The organism is Leptospira mayottensis 200901116, from assembly GCF_000306675.2.
Classification (GTDB): domain Bacteria; phylum Spirochaetota; class Leptospiria; order Leptospirales; family Leptospiraceae; genus Leptospira; species Leptospira mayottensis.
In genome coordinates, this window is the sequence record NZ_CP024871.1 from 3,217,182 (window position 1) to 3,232,500 (window position 15,319).

Consider the following 15,319-nt stretch of genomic DNA (forward strand, 5'->3'; position numbering starts at 1 on the left):
ACTTGTCTGCATCAAGATTAAATAAGGAGTTTTCTGAAAATGGGTCCGGGCCTATAAACCTTGAAGATCGCCCGGAGAGGGGGTAGCAAAAGACGCCTAACGCGGCTTTTGCGAGGGGGATTCCTCCCCCACTAAACCCTTTAAAAAGTTAAATCGGATTTCCCCAAATATCGATTTCATGATCCACCGCATAAAGTCCCGGAGGTAAGATCTTTCCATTTTTGAATTGATTCACCATTCCCAATGCCACGGATGCAAGTTGCCCAATGATCGCGTCCATTCCTTCTGTCGGAACTCCGTAAAACAAAAAATTAATCGGACTCAAGTCGCTTAACAAAAAAAAGGTTTTTTCGATCTCCACGCCTTCTTTAGAAATAAAAAAACTCACCTTTCCACCCTGATCAATTCCGGATTGAGGATCCAAAATTCGATCGAATTCCAATCGAACCGGATAACCGCCGATCCGCTTATCTTCAGAAAAAGAAAGCCGATCAATCCAGTGAATCAAATCCGTGTATTCCGCGGTTTTTGTGGAACCGGAAGCTACTAAAATTTTCGATTTGGTTCCGTTGAGAACAAGATCTTCGAAATGCTCCTGTTTTAAAATCGAGCATCCGATAACTCCAAGAATCAAATCTCTGGAAAGAAATTCTTCTCTTGCAATTTCATCAATCGTCCTATAATTAAACCTTTCGGATTTGGAGAATTTAATATCGACTTGAATCAAATCCTGATTGGTCTCATGCAATCTAGACTCCAAATATTTGCATAAGTAGGAACCAATATTTCCCTTTGCTCCGAGAATTAAAATTTTCCTCGAAGAAAGAATCATTCCCTGTCCGTTTAAAATTGTTTCGATTGCGTTTAATATCGAATAAGCGACTTCTTTGGATTCTTCCCTTACTTTCTGATCGGAAATTGCAATGGAAAACGCAGGCAAAAACAATTTTTGATTTTTATCTTGGACGCTTTTGAGTCTGTCATAACCGTTCCGAGTATGCTCTACAGTGCCGACTAACGTTTTCGCTAGAAAGTCGGAAACTTTCATTTTAGGAGCTTCCCTTATTACAGAATATTCCTTACAAAGAAATTCCATATCCTTTCCGGAAAGAGCAAACTCGTTGAAGAAAGGAGCCACATAGCCCCCGTCTTCTACTAAGATCGTCTTTTCCTTTTTTTGATACGAATCCAAAAGAAGATTCAAAAAAAGATATCCGGAAAGAAGTTTCATTGCGTCAAAAAAACCAAGCTTCTCTTTCTCCAAGCGATCATACAAGTTTTTCAGTTTTGAGGAATCGCTATAAAGAGGAGAAACGGAATAATAAATCTTGTTTTTAGGTCCCACTTTAAGTTGAAGACCGGACATATAAAAATGATCCGTAGGAACGTCCAAAAGGACATCCAAATAATTTGCCGGAACGACTCCTCCGTATTTCACAAAGGCTACTGTGAGCTGTTTAGAACCAAGTCTTCGGAAAGTTTCGATCAAAGCGATAATTTCCGAAGTGATATGATGTATTAGAAAAACATTAAATTCGATCAAATCGAACCTGTGATTTTCTCGGTTTGCTATTTTTTCTAAAATCGGCATTCGTTTGAGATAATAATCCAGATTCAAAGTTGTCCTTTTTACGTTGAAGCTGAAATTCAAAACACGATCCAGTCTGGAAAGATCGATGTATACCCCTATTTCGTCCGCAAGCTGAGCCCTAACCGTAAAACCCTCTTTTAAATGTTTTGTAATTTCTTGATCTTCTAATATAAGAAAAATCTTTTTAAATAAAGGAAGAGCCTCAACCGGATTAGTTTTTATAATTTCATCCGAAAACGTTTTATCCCAGAAAACGTTGATTTGATCCAGTTTGCCGAGAGGCGTTTTTTCGATTTGTTCAAAAACTTTAGAAAAAGAACGATTTTCCTCTACGTAGAATTTTTCACCACGTTGCGCTGCGCTTAAAATTCCGTTGTTGATCGCTTCTGCGATTTTCGTACTTCCGGCAATAAAAATCCGGGAACCGATATCATCCACAATTACGTGTGGAAGAGCCGTAAGGTCGATATTGGCTCGATCGTAATTTTCAACCGTTAATCGGAAGAAAAATTCTCCCGGCTCTTTTTGATTCGGAACTCTTTCGAGAATAAATTGATAATCTATGTTTTCATTCGGACTTGTGTGGTGAAACGGAAAAACTAACGCGTAGACAGGGCAGGTTTCGGGATTTTCTTCGTAAAATTCCGGATGGATTTTTTTCGCCCAAACCTGTCTCTGAAAAGTTCCAAATACAGTTCGTAAATGATCTTGAAACTCTTCTTTAAAAAGAAGAGTATCTTTTAACACCCCAGCTCTTGCATAAATTTGAATATATCCGATATGCAGATTCAAAAGTTCTTGATTAATGTTCGGATTGATCTTGTAAAAGATCGTAACGTCTCCGATTCCGTTCTGGACTTGTTCGAAAACTTCTTCTCCTAAGATTCTAGAAAGTATGGAAAGTCCCGTAAAAATCCGAAGATTCTTTAAATCGAGTTCCAAAATTCCTTCCCCACCTTCCTTTAAAGTCGGCCCGAGAGAAGTTCCTAACTCCCTAAATGCAAAGGAATCAGACATGTTCAATCACTACTTTGATCGCTTCCGGTGTACGAGCGGTTGTAAAAGCCTGGGAAAGTTTTTCCGGAGAATAAGTGTGAGTCACCATATTCTTCTCCAAAGCCTCCGAAACTTTTTCGTTTTCCTGCAGGAGTTTGATGGCGAGATGAAAATCCCCACATCGGGAAGAACGAATTGATTTACCAGAATTCAAAAACTCTAATAAACGATTTCCCTTAGATTCCCCTTTAAAAAGAATTGCGCTTCTTGGGCGAATGAGAGAATTCTCGTGACGATGACTCGGGCGAATCAAAAGATCGATTTCCTCGGCGGTTCCTGCAATTCCCAAATCGAAACGAGGCACGCGACCTTCGAAATCCTTGGAAAAAAGGATTTTTTCAGCTTCCTCAACGCTTCCGTAATATACTTTGAAGTGAGATGGTAGGGATATTTTTCCAACGTTACCCGCAACATATACTGTTCGATTGGAACGAGCTTCTTTTTCCCAGTGAAAACCCAAATTCTCATCCGTGAATTTCAATAGGGATAGTTCGTCGACGACCAATTCCGTGAGCTTTCCGACGCCAAAAACTTCCTGTCCATTCGTGGTTTTAAGATGTAACTCTCTATTTGAAAGCTGGATCGCACTTTCAAAGCCGGACGTAGTACTCGTTGTGTCGTAGACGATCGCAAAACGATCTTTGAGAGACATGAGGTTTTCCTTTCGAAGATCAATGACTTCATCTGCTCCCAGATCAAGAGAAAGTTTTAAAAGATGATCGTGTCTCGCTAAAGCGGAAATCTTAAACTGGATTCCGGAAGACTCTCTAAAGGCGACTAACGCAGATATAACAAGACTTCCCAATCTTCTCGGCCCCAAGACCGCAACGTTGTCACCGTTTTTAGGTGGAGAAGCAATCACGGCTTGTAAAGAAGCGGCAAATGGTTCGATCAAAACCGCTGTTTTATCGGGAAGATTTCGAAAAGGAATCGCCGCACTTTGAGGAGCTAATATGTAAGGACCGAATCCACCCGGAAGCCTATCGATGCCTAAAACCTTTCTTTCGGGACTGTGAGACGGAATTCCTTCCTTACAAAATTCGTCGAAAGGAATTTCTCCCCTTGCTTCGAACGTGTCATTGATCTCGACAACGTATTTCTGTTTGATTCCGTCGCGGAATTCGACGTCTTCAGCAATGACCTCGTGTCCGATTACTTGTGGAAGTGGAAATGGAAGAAATCGTCGGGAAAGATCCGTGGAACAAACTCCACAGAGTTTGGATTTTAAAAGTTTATAACCCGGGCCTAGATGGAGATATTCTTTTCCGTTTCTGGAAATGTCCCAACCTTTTTCCAAACTTCCTTCGAACTGATAATCGGCCTTTTCGAAAGTATCGTCCGAACGATAGTCCATAGCTGAGAATTGAATTTTCATTACATCACCCTTGGTTAGACAAAAAATCTGAGGAAGCTTAATGAACTCGGCATAACAAATGCGAAAGCGATTGCAGCGAAAATTCCGAAGGAATTGTAGCATAAAGCGCGGTCGGTCGCCATTTTTGTGCTATGAAATTCGCGACCGATTCGCCCAAACTTTTTTCACGAAATCAAGTTACTCAGAATTTCGGTCAGTGTAGAACTTGTATGAATTCCTACAAATCCATTCTCACCGGTTGGAAAATACAATTCGACCTTTTCTCCAAACGGAAAACTCGCCCGGTTGACAGATCGTCCATTCTTCGTTAGAAGTAAGAGGCTGAGTTGCGATCACAGTGACTCTATCTCCCGGAGTTGTGACTTTTCGAAAATCCACGCTGAGATCCGCGTCTACAAGCCGGGCCTTTCCAAAGGGAGATTTTCGGGTGATCCAAGAAAGTTTTGTGGAGCAGAACGTATATAGATTTCTGGAATCGCTGAAGAGAATGTTGGAAACTCCTTTTTGATATAGCTCCCACATCAAAGATTCAACGGCCTTGAAAAGTTCGGCTTCTTTCTTAGGAGGACTTTTGAACTTCTTCTTCAACTTTCCCAAAAGCCAACAGAATGCATATTCCGAATCCGTACTTCCTACCGGTTGAAAATCACCGAGGGATTTTTCCTTGATTTTTTTAAACTGTCCGTTATGAGCAAAAGTCCAGTGAAAACCCCAAAATTCCCGAACAAATGGGTGTGTATTTTTCAGGTCCACTTTTCCGCGGTTTGCCTTACGAATATGGCTGATCACAATTTCACTTTTAATCGGAAGCCTTTGAACGAAGGCGGCAATTTTAGATTCTACACCCGGCGATGGATCGTGAAAAATGCGGAGTCCCTTCCCTTCATAGAACGCAATCCCCCATCCATCCTTATGAGGTCCTGTTTTCCCTCCTCTTTGTACAAGGCCGGTCAGACTGAAACAAATATCTGTCGGGACATTCGCGCTCATACCAAGAAGTTCACACATTCCAATTTTCCTTGAGCATTGTTTAATATATTAGAACAATTTTCACGAAAACAGAACCTTTCTGTCCAGTGATTTTTTAAGGATTCCTTGCAGAAATGATAGGTAGCTGGAAACTAAGCCGGTGATTTTACATATAGACACAGAAACAGGCTGGAGAGGAGGAGAAAGACAACTCCTACTTTTGGCAGAAGGCTTAAAGAAGCGAAAAATCCCCCAACTCATCGTAGGCAAACCCGGATCCGCTCTGGAAGGACGGTGTTCCGACCATGGGCTTTCGTTCCAAGCCCTCAACATGAGGGGAGAATGGGACTTTGCATCCGTCAAAGCAATCCGCACAGTAGTTGAGGAAAAAAAAATCAAACTCATCCACACGCATACGGCAAAAGCACATACACTTGCCTTGTTCGCAAAATCAAAACTCCCTGATACAAAACTCGTAGTCTCCCGACGAGTCGACTTTAGCATTAGAAAAAACTTATTTTCAATTTGGAAATACAAATCGAAACGAAACGATCTTTTCCTGACCGTATCCAATAGAATTCGTGAAATCTTACTTCGAGACGGAGTCGATCCCGCAAAGACTGTTACCGTTCACAGCGGAATTGATTTCTCTTTTACGAAAAAACTGCCCGATCCGACTCGCTACAAAAAGGAATTCTCGATCAAAAAAGATACGATCGTGATCGGGAACGTGGCCGCACTCGTAGACCACAAAGATCAGAAAACTCTTTTGAACGCGATTGCAAATATTGATCCTTCCAAGAATTTCAAGGTTTTTATCGTCGGCGAAGGCGAACTGAGGAAAGAATTGGAAAATCTCGCAGATACATTAGGGATTTCTGATAAAATAATTTTCACCGGCTATAGAACCGATGTTCCGGATATTTTTTCCCTTTTCGACATTTTCACACTGACTTCCAAAGAAGAAGGACTCGGAACTTCTATATTAGACGCCATGGCTGTTGGCCTTCCAATCGTCGCGACCAAAGGCGGAGGAATCGGAGAAATGCTGACTCACGAAAAAGGAGCCCTTCTCGCAGAAGTTGGAGACTCGGATTCCTTAGCAAAATATTACGAAACTCTTATGGATGATGTAAAACTTCGTAAAATGTTCGGAAGCTTCAATAAAGAATCCGTCAAAAGATTTTCCATCAAAAACACGATTCGAAAAACGGAACTCGCCTATTATTCCTTTTTAGGCGAAGAACTCTTCGGAGAAAAAGAATGAAACGTCTGCTTATCATCGACGGGCACGCATTTGTATTTAGGGCGTATTATGCATTCGGGGCTTCCAATCTCACAAATTCCAAAACCGGGAAGCCCAGCGGAGCCACATTCGGTTTTTTTAAAATGCTTTTTAAACTTCTTCAGGATTACACTCCGACCCATGTAGCGATGACTTTTGACCCCGGAGGCCCCCTGGAAAGAGGAAAAGCTTTTGAGGACTACAAGGCCAATCGAAAACCCATGCCGGAGGATCTTCGTCCCCAGATAAAGGAAGTGATGGAAACCCTCGAAAAGATCGGTTTTAAAGTCCTAAAAATGGAAGGTCACGAAGCCGACGACATCATCGGAACTCTCTGTGAAACTTACCGAGCAACCGCGAAAGAGATCCTAATCTTTTCCGGGGATAAGGACTTATATCAATTATTAGAAAAAAAGAATATAAAAATGCTTCGCGGAAAAAAAGGAGTCACCGAATTTGTGGAAATCGATTCCACGTGGGTAAAAGAAGAATTGGGCATAGACGTAAAACAAATTCCCGACTACATGGGAATCGTCGGCGACACTTCAGATAATATTCCCGGTGTGAAAGGGATCGGTGACAAAGGAGCATCCAAACTTCTTCAGGAATACAAAACTTTAGATGGGATTTATAAGAATTTAGATAAAATCAAAAACCCTTCGATGCAAACGAAACTTTCAGAACAAAAAGAAAATGCTTATCTTTCCAAACAGCTCGCAACGATTCGAAGGGATCTGAAATTAGGAATCACCGAAAAGGATATAGAAACACCCGATTACAAATCGGACCATGCAATTATTTATTTCAAATCGCAGGGTTATAACGTTCTTTCAAGAGACCTCGCCAAATCCGCAGGAAAAGAGGTTCCCAAAGATTCCGAAACTACCACCGATACACAGGAAACCCAAACAATTCCCCCTGGAGAAAAAGGATCTTATAAACTCATAACGACCATAGAAGAGCTTTCAAAAATTTGCAGAGGACTTCTGAAGTCCAGAGTTCTTTCGGTAGATACGGAAACCACTTCGCCGAATCCTGCCATGGCGGAACTTTTGGGAATCTCTTTTTCCAATCAAGAAAAAACAGGCTTCTACGTTTCCGTAAAAAATAACGCTTCCTTATTTCAAGATAAGTCTTTTAGCCTGGAGGAAGTTCGAGAACATTTGGGTCCAGTATTGTCCAGTCAAGTTCCGAAAGTTGGACAAAACATCAAATACGATCTCATAGTATTAGAAAATCATGATTTTATATTGAATAATATCCAATTCGACACAATGCTCGCTTCCTACGTAATCCAACCCGAAGGAAGACGTCATAACATGGACGCTCTTGCAAAAGATCTTTTGAATTACGACACGATCACTTATGACGATCTTGTCGGTACGGGAAAGAAAAAGAAAGAACTGACAGACATCGATCCGGAGCAGGTTGCGGAATACGCCGCCGAAGACGCGGACATTACCTTCAGGCTCTATCAAATTTTTCGGAAGAAAATCAAGGAATCAGGAGTGGAACCGATTCTACGGAATATAGAGATGCCTTTGATTTCTGTACTCGCGAAGATGGAAAATACCGGTATCGCTCTCGACGTTCCTTATTTTGAGGAATTAGCTCGTGACTTTGATCGCGAAATCCGTCATCTGGAATCCGAAATTCACAGACAAGCAGGCAGATCGTTTAACATTGCTTCTACGAAAGAGCTACAGAAAATTCTTTTTGATGATTTGAAATTAAAAATCGTCAAAAAAACTCAGACCGGTTATTCAACCGATCACGAGGTTTTAGAAGAACTCCTAGGAGAACATCCGATTGTAGAAAAACTTTTGGACTATAGAAAGTACACCAAACTCAAGTCCACATACGTCGATGCTCTTCCCAAAATGGTAAATCCTCGAACCGGAAGAATTCACACAAGCTACAATCAAACAATCGCAGCTACAGGAAGATTATCCTCCACGGATCCGAATTTACAAAACATTCCGATTCGGGATCGAGAAGGTAGGCTACTTCGAAAAGGATTTACCGTCGATTCTGATGAGTATGAAATTCTAAGTTTGGATTATTCTCAGATTGAACTCAGAATCATGGCTCACATATCCAAGGATCCTGCGATGTTGGAAGCGTACAATCACGGCTTGGATATTCATATAAGGACCGCAGCCGCTCTGTACGGGGTTCCTGAAAAAGAAGTCACATCCGAAATGAGGGATAAGGCCAAAGTCGTCAATTTTTCCGTAATCTACGGAGTAACTCCCTACGGACTCAGTCGCAACCTTAGAATTCCAAGAGACGAAGCAAAATCATTCATTGAACGTTATATGGCACAGTATCCGGGAGTGAAGAGTTATATGGAGTCGATGGTCGAGTTTGCCGAAAAAAACGGTTATGTTCAAACATTAACCGGTCGTCGTCGTCCGATAGTTGACATTAACAGCACTCACAAATCTGCAAAAGAGGCTGCAAAAAGAGTCGCGATCAATAGCCCAGTCCAAGGAACAAGCGCGGATATGATAAAGATTGCGATGATTCGTATCCACGAGGATATCGAGAAAAAACATTACAAATCCAGAATGTTGTTACAAGTTCATGACGAGCTTGTCTTCGAAGTTCACAAAAAGGAAAAGGAAGAGTTCAAAACTTCCATGAAAAAACATATGGAAAATGCGATGCCTTTGGATCTTCCAATCCTTGTGGAAGGAAAATTCGGAGTCAACTGGGACGAAGCCCATTAGAATTTACAACGAAGTTAGAAATATGAATTATTCCCTATCTCATCCTAATTTTTAAAACGAATTAGGGTATCCGTATGTACCGCAGATTCAACGAAGTCTATAACTGATAATTTATTCTCTGAAGAAAAAACAATATTGGAACCGCAAGTTTTTTGGAAATTTTTTCCTCAGTTTTTGTAACGAACACAAAGTAGAACCCCGAAGAATATGATTGAGCCGAGGTTTGGCCTTTGCGGACGGCAAAACGAAAATCATTTATAAACAGGTCCGATACGTTCCAAAAAATAAGTCGAAAAATTGGAAAACACGATATTAGGTTATTCCGATTCGAACGACAAGCGGTATGGGTGGGCCCGATTTTGAAATTCAGCTTTGTAATTGCATACTTGCATGCCGATTACTACATTCGACTTTGAATCATTCTTTTTTCATCGAGGATTCTCCTTGAAAAAAAGAAATACTAAAAGATCCTGATAGGACCAAAAAACAAAAAGATTTCGTTTTGAAAACCTTCTAACCTTATATGGCCAAATCGAGTTATAATAACCCTAGATTTTTTGACTTCGTATACGACGAATTCCTAACTGTCGGCATAGATGATTCGATTTTTTCGTTTCAAGAGGGTAATCTTTTTAACTCCCTAACAAGAGAGAATATTTTGGAATTGTTGGAAATCACCGAAGTCCTTCCAGAAATTCGAAAGAAAGGTTATCAAAAGGTTCAACTTGAAATCTCGGGTATGGGACAGGACTTTCAAAGGCTCGTATTAATTTTCGATAAGGAAATCTTATTACATCTTCGTCTGAGCATACAAGAATATAGGTTAGAAATCAACGATTACTACTTTAAGGAAAAGTATCTCATCATCAATTGGTTGCAGACACGTCATCCGAAACATCAGTCTATGGATAAAAATCGGCTGTATCCCGGACAAGACGTTCCAGGGCTTGGAATTTTTCACCAAATTTCCGATTTTATAGGATTCTTAATCTTGTCTCTTCGATTGAACGGCGCAGTAATTCGTCCCGAATATTTTCATGATGCCGTTTTATTTTCGAAAAAATTCCGCTTTTTAACTCCCCAAGCGCAAGCCCTATTTTTTGCCCTAAGAAGGGATTTTAAAAACGAATCTATCCGTGGAATTTCCACCTATCTTCACTCCGGTAAAGTTCGTAATCATAAAAACGTTCTTGAATGGAAAGCAGTTGAAATGATTCTGTTTTTGGAAAAAACCTTAAACTCTTTGGTCTTTAATAAGAAATTCGATAAAAAAGTAAGCAAGATCTTAGATACGATCAAATTGAGCGTTACAGAAACATAATCACTTACTATAAATCGGGCTAAATACTCAAAGGAGCTTCCATTGAATGTCTGTCCCCAAACCATAGAACGTGGAGCCCACACCTCTTAAAACTACCCCTTATCTTTGTTTAAAATGCAATTCCGATCGTTCTAAAATTTTGAAACAGTTTTTAGTTTAATAGTGAAAAGGCAATTTAAACATCTATAAATTCCTAAAGAGACGTAATTTGAGAAAACTACTGCGTTTTATTACGAACTTACCAAATGATTCAAACCGAATTCTCTTTAAGTTTTGGGACAAACCATAATAGGAGTTCTCAAAGTTCGTAGTATCTCATTGTATAGAGATCGGTAAGATCATTATTTTTAGATTTTACAAAGTTTCCCTATAAAAATCTCTTCGGCGAATAAAGTTTAGAAAAAATCTTTTTTAAAGTTTTTAAGCAACTTTCACGAGATTTTAGAACTCACTTTTTTGCCGAACATTTATTTCCCATGTAATCTGAACGTAAACAAAGCGAATAGAATAACGAGCTATCAAAACCTAAGGATGCTACTATGGGAACGAGTTTCGTAGGTAACAACAATACCAAAACAGAACGAAAACTAGAAGTCAGGATCGCCGAAAATCAGTTGGAAATAGAGCGAACTCTCGCACTTCGTTATGAAGTTTTCAATCTAGAATTGGGTGAAGGGCTGCCACAATCTGCAGCAACGCGCAAAGACAGAGACGAATACGATCTTTTTTGTGACCATTTGATTGTGATCGATAAGAACCGAGAAAACAAAATCGTTGGAACGTATCGAATTCTCCGCAGATCGGTTGCAAAACAAAATCTAGGCTTTTATTCCGACAATGAATTCGATATCACTAAAATTTACGAATTGGACGCAGAAACCGCAGAGATAGGAAGAAGTTGTGTTCATCCCGAATACAGAGACGGATCTGTAATTTCAATGCTCTGGGCTGGGTTAGGAGCTTATATGCAGAAACATAATGTTAGATATCTTTTCGGATGCGGTTCAATTCATAATACCGACACACGATCCGCTAATGAAGTTTACGCTTATTTAAAAGATAAGAACGCTCTTGTAAGAAAAGAATTCGACGTAACTCCTCTTCCGGGTTTTGAAATTCCGGGCTTTGATCCGAACTATCAGGTGGATGATATAAAAGCAGTTTATAAAAGAATTCCGGCCTTGATTAAGGGATATATTAGAGCGGGTTCTCAAATTTGCGGAATTCCCGCTTGGGACAAGGTTTTTAAAACCATCGACTTTTTCATTCTCTTCGATGTTCGTGACATACAATCCAAATACGGAAAACATTTCCTAGATTAAAGGCCCTTTACGCCGCGTCGGAACCCCCTTGACGGGAGTTTCGGCGTTTTATTAATATCTTTTTAAGCATTCGCTTAGAGATATCTCTCCTGATGAAACAAAATGAAATAGATTTCCAACACCCTAGTATTAGAGATCAAATTCGATTTTACTCTTTGGTCGCGATAGCCGGAATTCTGATGGTTGTCGCTTATCAATTCGGATCTCCCTCTTATTATTTAGGCTGGTTTGCATTTTTTATCAGCGCATTCTCCGTAGCCGGAAACGACGCGGTACAAACAATCGGAACTTTTATAGAAAGTAAAAGAGCAGTTCACTGGGTCTCAAAGTTAATTGTTTTAGGGGGAACCATCGCTATCATTTTTTTAGGTACTTGGATTTGGAACGATTTCCAGATTCATTTCGGGCGTTTGGAAAATTTTCCAGAAGTTCGAAAATTCAATCTTATACAACTTTTAGCTCCATTGATTCTAGTCGTAATCACCCGACTGAAATCCCCTATTTCCACCACCTTTTTGATCTTGGGACTTTTCAGCGGAAGTAATATCGAAAAGATACTGACCAAATCCTTTTTCGGTTACGGAATCGCATTCGGCGTTGCAATTTTTGTTTGGGGAGTTTTGGTAAAAATCGATCCGAAAGAATATACTGAAGATCACATTCCCGATCCGAGAAGTGAGAAACGTTGGGCTATTTTTCAATGGTTATCCACAATTTATCTTTGGATCGCTTGGTTACGTCAAGACGCAGCAAACATTGTAATTTATCTCCCCAGACAACTTTCCATTTTAGAATTTATCCTCGCGGTCGGAATACTTATCGTTGCTTTAGGAATTATTCTTTATACAAACGGCGGAACTATTCAAGAAATTGTAACTGAAAAATCGGATATTCAATGGTCCAAAGCCGCGACAATTGTAGATTTGGTTTACGGCACCATTCTGATTGTCTTTCACGAATGGAGCCAAATACCCATGTCAACCACTTGGGTGTTTTTAGGAATGCTTGCAGGTCGGGAAATCATTCTCAACTTCATGACTTTTAGGGATCTCCCTTATTTGGAAACATTCCGAAAAGTAGGAAAAGACGTACTGCTTGCATCAATGGGAATTGCTGTCAGTATTTTTATCTTCATCTTAGCTGCTCAAATTTACCCGGATACTACTCCTGGCTTTTAAAATAAAACATCTAAATATTATAATTATTTGATTTAGAATCCGATCAAAATCTTAAAAGAAATCAACCGCAATCATTCACTAAATTCGTAATAAGACACTGGAACTTTCCCACGGATTATGGTTAAAAGTTCGTGGGATTTCTGAACGGTCTTTTCATTGTTAAATTCCCATGGAGTTTTCCGCATTCTAAGGTTTTAGGACGGACTCTGATTTTGTTTCCGTTTTTGGATATTTACTGCTTCCAACACGAAAATCGTTCCGTTCTTTTTATGTTTCGTATCGAAATACCCGACTGAATTGAATGTTCAGTTTGAAAGCCTTATTCCAAAATTCATTTGTATTCATAAGATGAAGAAATATATACGCGTATGAAATTGCAGATTCTTGATAGACGAAAAAATATCCTTACAAAAAGGTCCGAACTTTTACTTCGAATATCCCCCAAGCCCGAAAAAGATCCGTCGACTTACATTTACAATCCCTCTAAGATTCCCCCATGAAAGCTTGATCAAACAATACTTTTTGTTCAATGTGCCCACACCCATAAATCTCAAACGATTCACTACAATAAAAAAGGCGCCTAAAAGACGCCCCTTAGTCTTGGTCTATCAAACAAGATGAATGGAGAATTAAAAATTTCCAAGAACGGATTGGTATCTTTGAGCTTCTTTTTCCAGTAATTGAGCTTGTTTCAGATATTTTTGAGATTGAACACTACTTGCGAGAAACTTTCCGCCCGTAGATCTTCTTGCAAGTTCTCGAAGTTCTTCGGCTCTATTCGCCTTTTGTTGCGCAATCGCTTTCAAATAATTTCCAACCGCAGCCTTTTGTTCTTTAGTAACCGCACTCTCAAAGATCGCCTTTTCCAAAAGTTGATCCTCAACTTCTTCCGACACCGCAAATAGAGAACTTGTAGCAAACAAACCAAGAAGGGAAATTATAGAAATCAATTTGTTTATTTTCATTATTGAAACCTCAGATGAGCATTTTTTTCGAAGAACGAATCCTCAATACTAATCTGACCTACCGCCTTAAGAAATAAATCAAAAAAAAATTTGCATCCCTTTTTTTACCAGTCGATTCAAACACTTTATGAATCTTGTATATTCCATTTCTATGAAACGATCTTAGTTAAAATGGCCGAAAAGCATACATTTTCATTCTGATAAGCTTAGTATTTACGATTTTTTTCTGAAATTGATTCTAACAAACGCAGTATATAAAAGTATGTGTAATTAGAATACGATTGCCGAGCTTGGATACAGTGACTTTCATTTTATAAACATTTTTTTTCTAAATTACTTTTGCAAATGAAGAAATTATATTCATTATAATTAACCAAAGTTTCATTTTGAAAAAAATTTGAATAAATGCTTAACTGAGCAGCTTTTGTTTAATTTTTAGGCATCTTTCTTTTAGAAACAGAGGGGATTTTGAACAAATTTTTTAAAAATTGAAAGATTTTATCGAAATTGAAATCAAGTTTTCTAAAAATTCACCAAATCCTATTTGCTGAAATAGAAGCTCTTTTAGGAAAATCCACGAAAAAGAAAGAAGTTCCACAATTTCGAACCAAACGGGAAATTATATGATTCTATCTTAATTCGTATAAAGAGACATATTTTAATATGGAACCAAAATTCCATACCGTATTCCCACTTTTCTATGTTAGCCAGCACTTCAAGAGAAGTAATGTCCTGAAATTTTAAGGTCGAAAAAAATTCTCCCAAAATCCGCAAAAATAAAATAAAACCGGAACTCGTTTTGAAAAAACAAACCTAAAAAAATTTCAATTCTACAAATCGTGAAGCTTTGGAAAAAGAGAGATTATGAAATATCTTCAACACTATGATACCGAGATCTTAGGCCTTGAAAAAGCTTTGGGTTTTTTCTGTATAATGCCAGAATTCGTCGTTGTTCGTAACAAAAACACTGAGGTTCCCACATCCTAAGATTTTGGGGATAGACTTTAAATAAAGTTCAGGAAAAATCCTTTCTTTAAAAAATCAAACTACATATTTTGCAGATTCAAAGTCTTGGAAATTCAACCGGATTTTTTCAACATTAGGGCTCGTCTTAAAATTCAAATCCTCTCCTACAAAGAAATAAAGCCAAAAATAGCATACCGCCTATACGCCATGAACTTGATTATATTATAAAATTATAATTCTAAAAAATACAAATCGACCATCAAGCCCCCCCCCCCAAAAAAAAAACTTGACTTCAATCTTCTGATAAAGATCGGTAGTTAATTGCTATTTGTTCCATATATTTCCTGAAATCCGAAGCTACAGACACCGGAAGAATTGATCGAATCGAATCTCTCGCTTCGATCAATAATGGGAAAAGTCCTTCCCTATTCGTGACCTTAAGTCGAAACGAATCTCTAGAAAATTCTTCATAAGAAATTTCTGATATTGAATTTCGAACTTTGTACGAGGATTCCGGATCGCAAATTAATTCGACTTCAATCGGGTCATGTACCTGAAA

The 15,319-nt window shown here is 39.0% G+C and carries 11 protein-coding genes (1 of these 11 running past the window's edge); 6 read left to right on the forward strand and 5 right to left on the reverse strand.

Features of this window, described 5'->3' with window-relative positions:
• Positions 1-148: 148 nt before the first annotated feature.
• The 3 genes from LEP1GSC190_RS14690 to LEP1GSC190_RS14700 all read right to left on the reverse strand — a co-directional run bounded on the left by LEP1GSC190_RS14690 (position 149) and on the right by LEP1GSC190_RS14700 (position 5,030).
• On the reverse strand, positions 149-2,608 hold the full coding sequence (locus tag LEP1GSC190_RS14690) for a hypothetical protein (RefSeq protein ID WP_002748413.1): 2,460 nt from the start codon (positions 2,606-2,608) through the stop codon (positions 149-151).
• Positions 2,601-4,022 carry an MDR/zinc-dependent alcohol dehydrogenase-like family protein gene (locus tag LEP1GSC190_RS14695; protein ID WP_002748372.1) on the reverse strand — a complete coding sequence of 474 codons (1,422 nt, stop codon included), beginning with the start codon at positions 4,020-4,022 and terminating at the stop codon, positions 2,601-2,603. Before LEP1GSC190_RS14695 ends, LEP1GSC190_RS14690 begins: the two co-directional genes overlap by 8 nt.
• A gap of 231 nt (positions 4,023-4,253) precedes the next feature.
• The gene (locus tag LEP1GSC190_RS14700) at positions 4,254-5,030 is read right to left on the reverse strand and encodes a class II glutamine amidotransferase (RefSeq protein WP_002748377.1); all 777 of its coding nucleotides are present in this window, start codon (positions 5,028-5,030) and stop codon (positions 4,254-4,256) included.
• 121 nt (positions 5,031-5,151) lie between these two features.
• Here LEP1GSC190_RS14700 and LEP1GSC190_RS14705 point away from each other — a divergent pair, with 121 nt between their 5' ends.
• The 5 genes from LEP1GSC190_RS14705 to LEP1GSC190_RS14725 all read left to right on the forward strand — a co-directional run bounded on the left by LEP1GSC190_RS14705 (position 5,152) and on the right by LEP1GSC190_RS14725 (position 12,829).
• Entirely contained in the window at positions 5,152-6,258 is a 1,107-nt protein-coding gene (locus LEP1GSC190_RS14705) for a glycosyltransferase (protein WP_002748510.1), read from the forward strand.
• Positions 6,255-9,008, forward strand: coding sequence for a DNA polymerase I (polA, locus tag LEP1GSC190_RS14710; RefSeq protein WP_002748467.1), 2,754 nt, complete (start codon positions 6,255-6,257; stop codon positions 9,006-9,008). Before LEP1GSC190_RS14705 ends, polA begins: the two co-directional genes overlap by 4 nt.
• Before the next feature lie 523 nt (positions 9,009-9,531).
• Positions 9,532-10,329 carry a hypothetical protein gene (locus LEP1GSC190_RS14715; RefSeq protein ID WP_002748580.1) on the forward strand — a complete coding sequence of 266 codons (798 nt, stop codon included), beginning with the start codon at positions 9,532-9,534 and terminating at the stop codon, positions 10,327-10,329.
• A gap of 539 nt (positions 10,330-10,868) precedes the next feature.
• Positions 10,869-11,651 (forward strand): GNAT family N-acetyltransferase, encoded by a 783-nt coding sequence (locus LEP1GSC190_RS14720; protein WP_002748379.1) that lies wholly within the window; start codon positions 10,869-10,871, stop codon positions 11,649-11,651.
• Positions 11,652-11,743: 92 nt separating this feature from the next.
• A complete protein-coding gene (locus LEP1GSC190_RS14725; RefSeq protein WP_036034648.1) occupies positions 11,744-12,829 on the forward strand; it encodes a hypothetical protein in 1,086 nt (361 codons plus the stop codon).
• A 629-nt stretch (positions 12,830-13,458) separates the two neighbouring features.
• Here the strand turns inward: LEP1GSC190_RS14725 and LEP1GSC190_RS14735 are convergent.
• Complete coding sequence (locus tag LEP1GSC190_RS14735) at positions 13,459-13,794, reverse strand: LIC10421/LIC12816 family protein (RefSeq protein ID WP_002748537.1); 336 nt, start codon at positions 13,792-13,794, stop codon at positions 13,459-13,461.
• 864 nt (positions 13,795-14,658) lie between these two features.
• Between LEP1GSC190_RS14735 and LEP1GSC190_RS20610 the strand changes: the two genes are divergently transcribed.
• Positions 14,659-14,781 carry a hypothetical protein gene (locus tag LEP1GSC190_RS20610; protein ID WP_002748351.1) on the forward strand — a complete coding sequence of 41 codons (123 nt, stop codon included), beginning with the start codon at positions 14,659-14,661 and terminating at the stop codon, positions 14,779-14,781.
• A gap of 271 nt (positions 14,782-15,052) precedes the next feature.
• On the opposite strand, the gene LEP1GSC190_RS14740 is transcribed toward LEP1GSC190_RS20610, so the two are convergent.
• On the reverse strand, positions 15,053-15,319 hold the 3' portion of the coding sequence (locus tag LEP1GSC190_RS14740; protein ID WP_002748493.1) for a helix-turn-helix transcriptional regulator. It continues 768 nt past the right edge of the window; 267 of the gene's 1,035 nt are visible here — the last part of the coding sequence; its start codon lies off the right edge, out of view — the gene reads right to left on this strand; its stop codon occupies positions 15,053-15,055.

Bases quoted from the DNA above. Each gene is read 5' to 3' on its own strand.
- LEP1GSC190_RS14690 (WP_002748413.1), bottom strand. From the start codon at position 2,608: ATGTCTGATTCCTTTGCATTTAGGGAGTTAGGAACTTCTCTCGGGCCG.
- LEP1GSC190_RS14695 (WP_002748372.1), bottom strand. From the start codon at position 4,022: ATGAAAATTCAATTCTCAGCTATGGACTATCGTTCGGACGATACTTTC.
- LEP1GSC190_RS14700 (WP_002748377.1), bottom strand. From the start codon at position 5,030: ATGTGTGAACTTCTTGGTATGAGCGCGAATGTCCCGACAGATATTTGT.
- polA (WP_002748467.1), top strand. From the start codon at position 6,255: ATGAAACGTCTGCTTATCATCGACGGGCACGCATTTGTATTTAGGGCG.
- LEP1GSC190_RS14715 (WP_002748580.1), top strand. From the start codon at position 9,532: ATGGCCAAATCGAGTTATAATAACCCTAGATTTTTTGACTTCGTATAC.
- LEP1GSC190_RS14720 (WP_002748379.1), top strand. From the start codon at position 10,869: ATGGGAACGAGTTTCGTAGGTAACAACAATACCAAAACAGAACGAAAA.
- LEP1GSC190_RS14725 (WP_036034648.1), top strand. From the start codon at position 11,744: ATGAAACAAAATGAAATAGATTTCCAACACCCTAGTATTAGAGATCAA.
- LEP1GSC190_RS14735 (WP_002748537.1), bottom strand. From the start codon at position 13,794: ATGAAAATAAACAAATTGATTTCTATAATTTCCCTTCTTGGTTTGTTT.
- LEP1GSC190_RS20610 (WP_002748351.1), top strand. From the start codon at position 14,659: ATGAAATATCTTCAACACTATGATACCGAGATCTTAGGCCTTGAAAAA.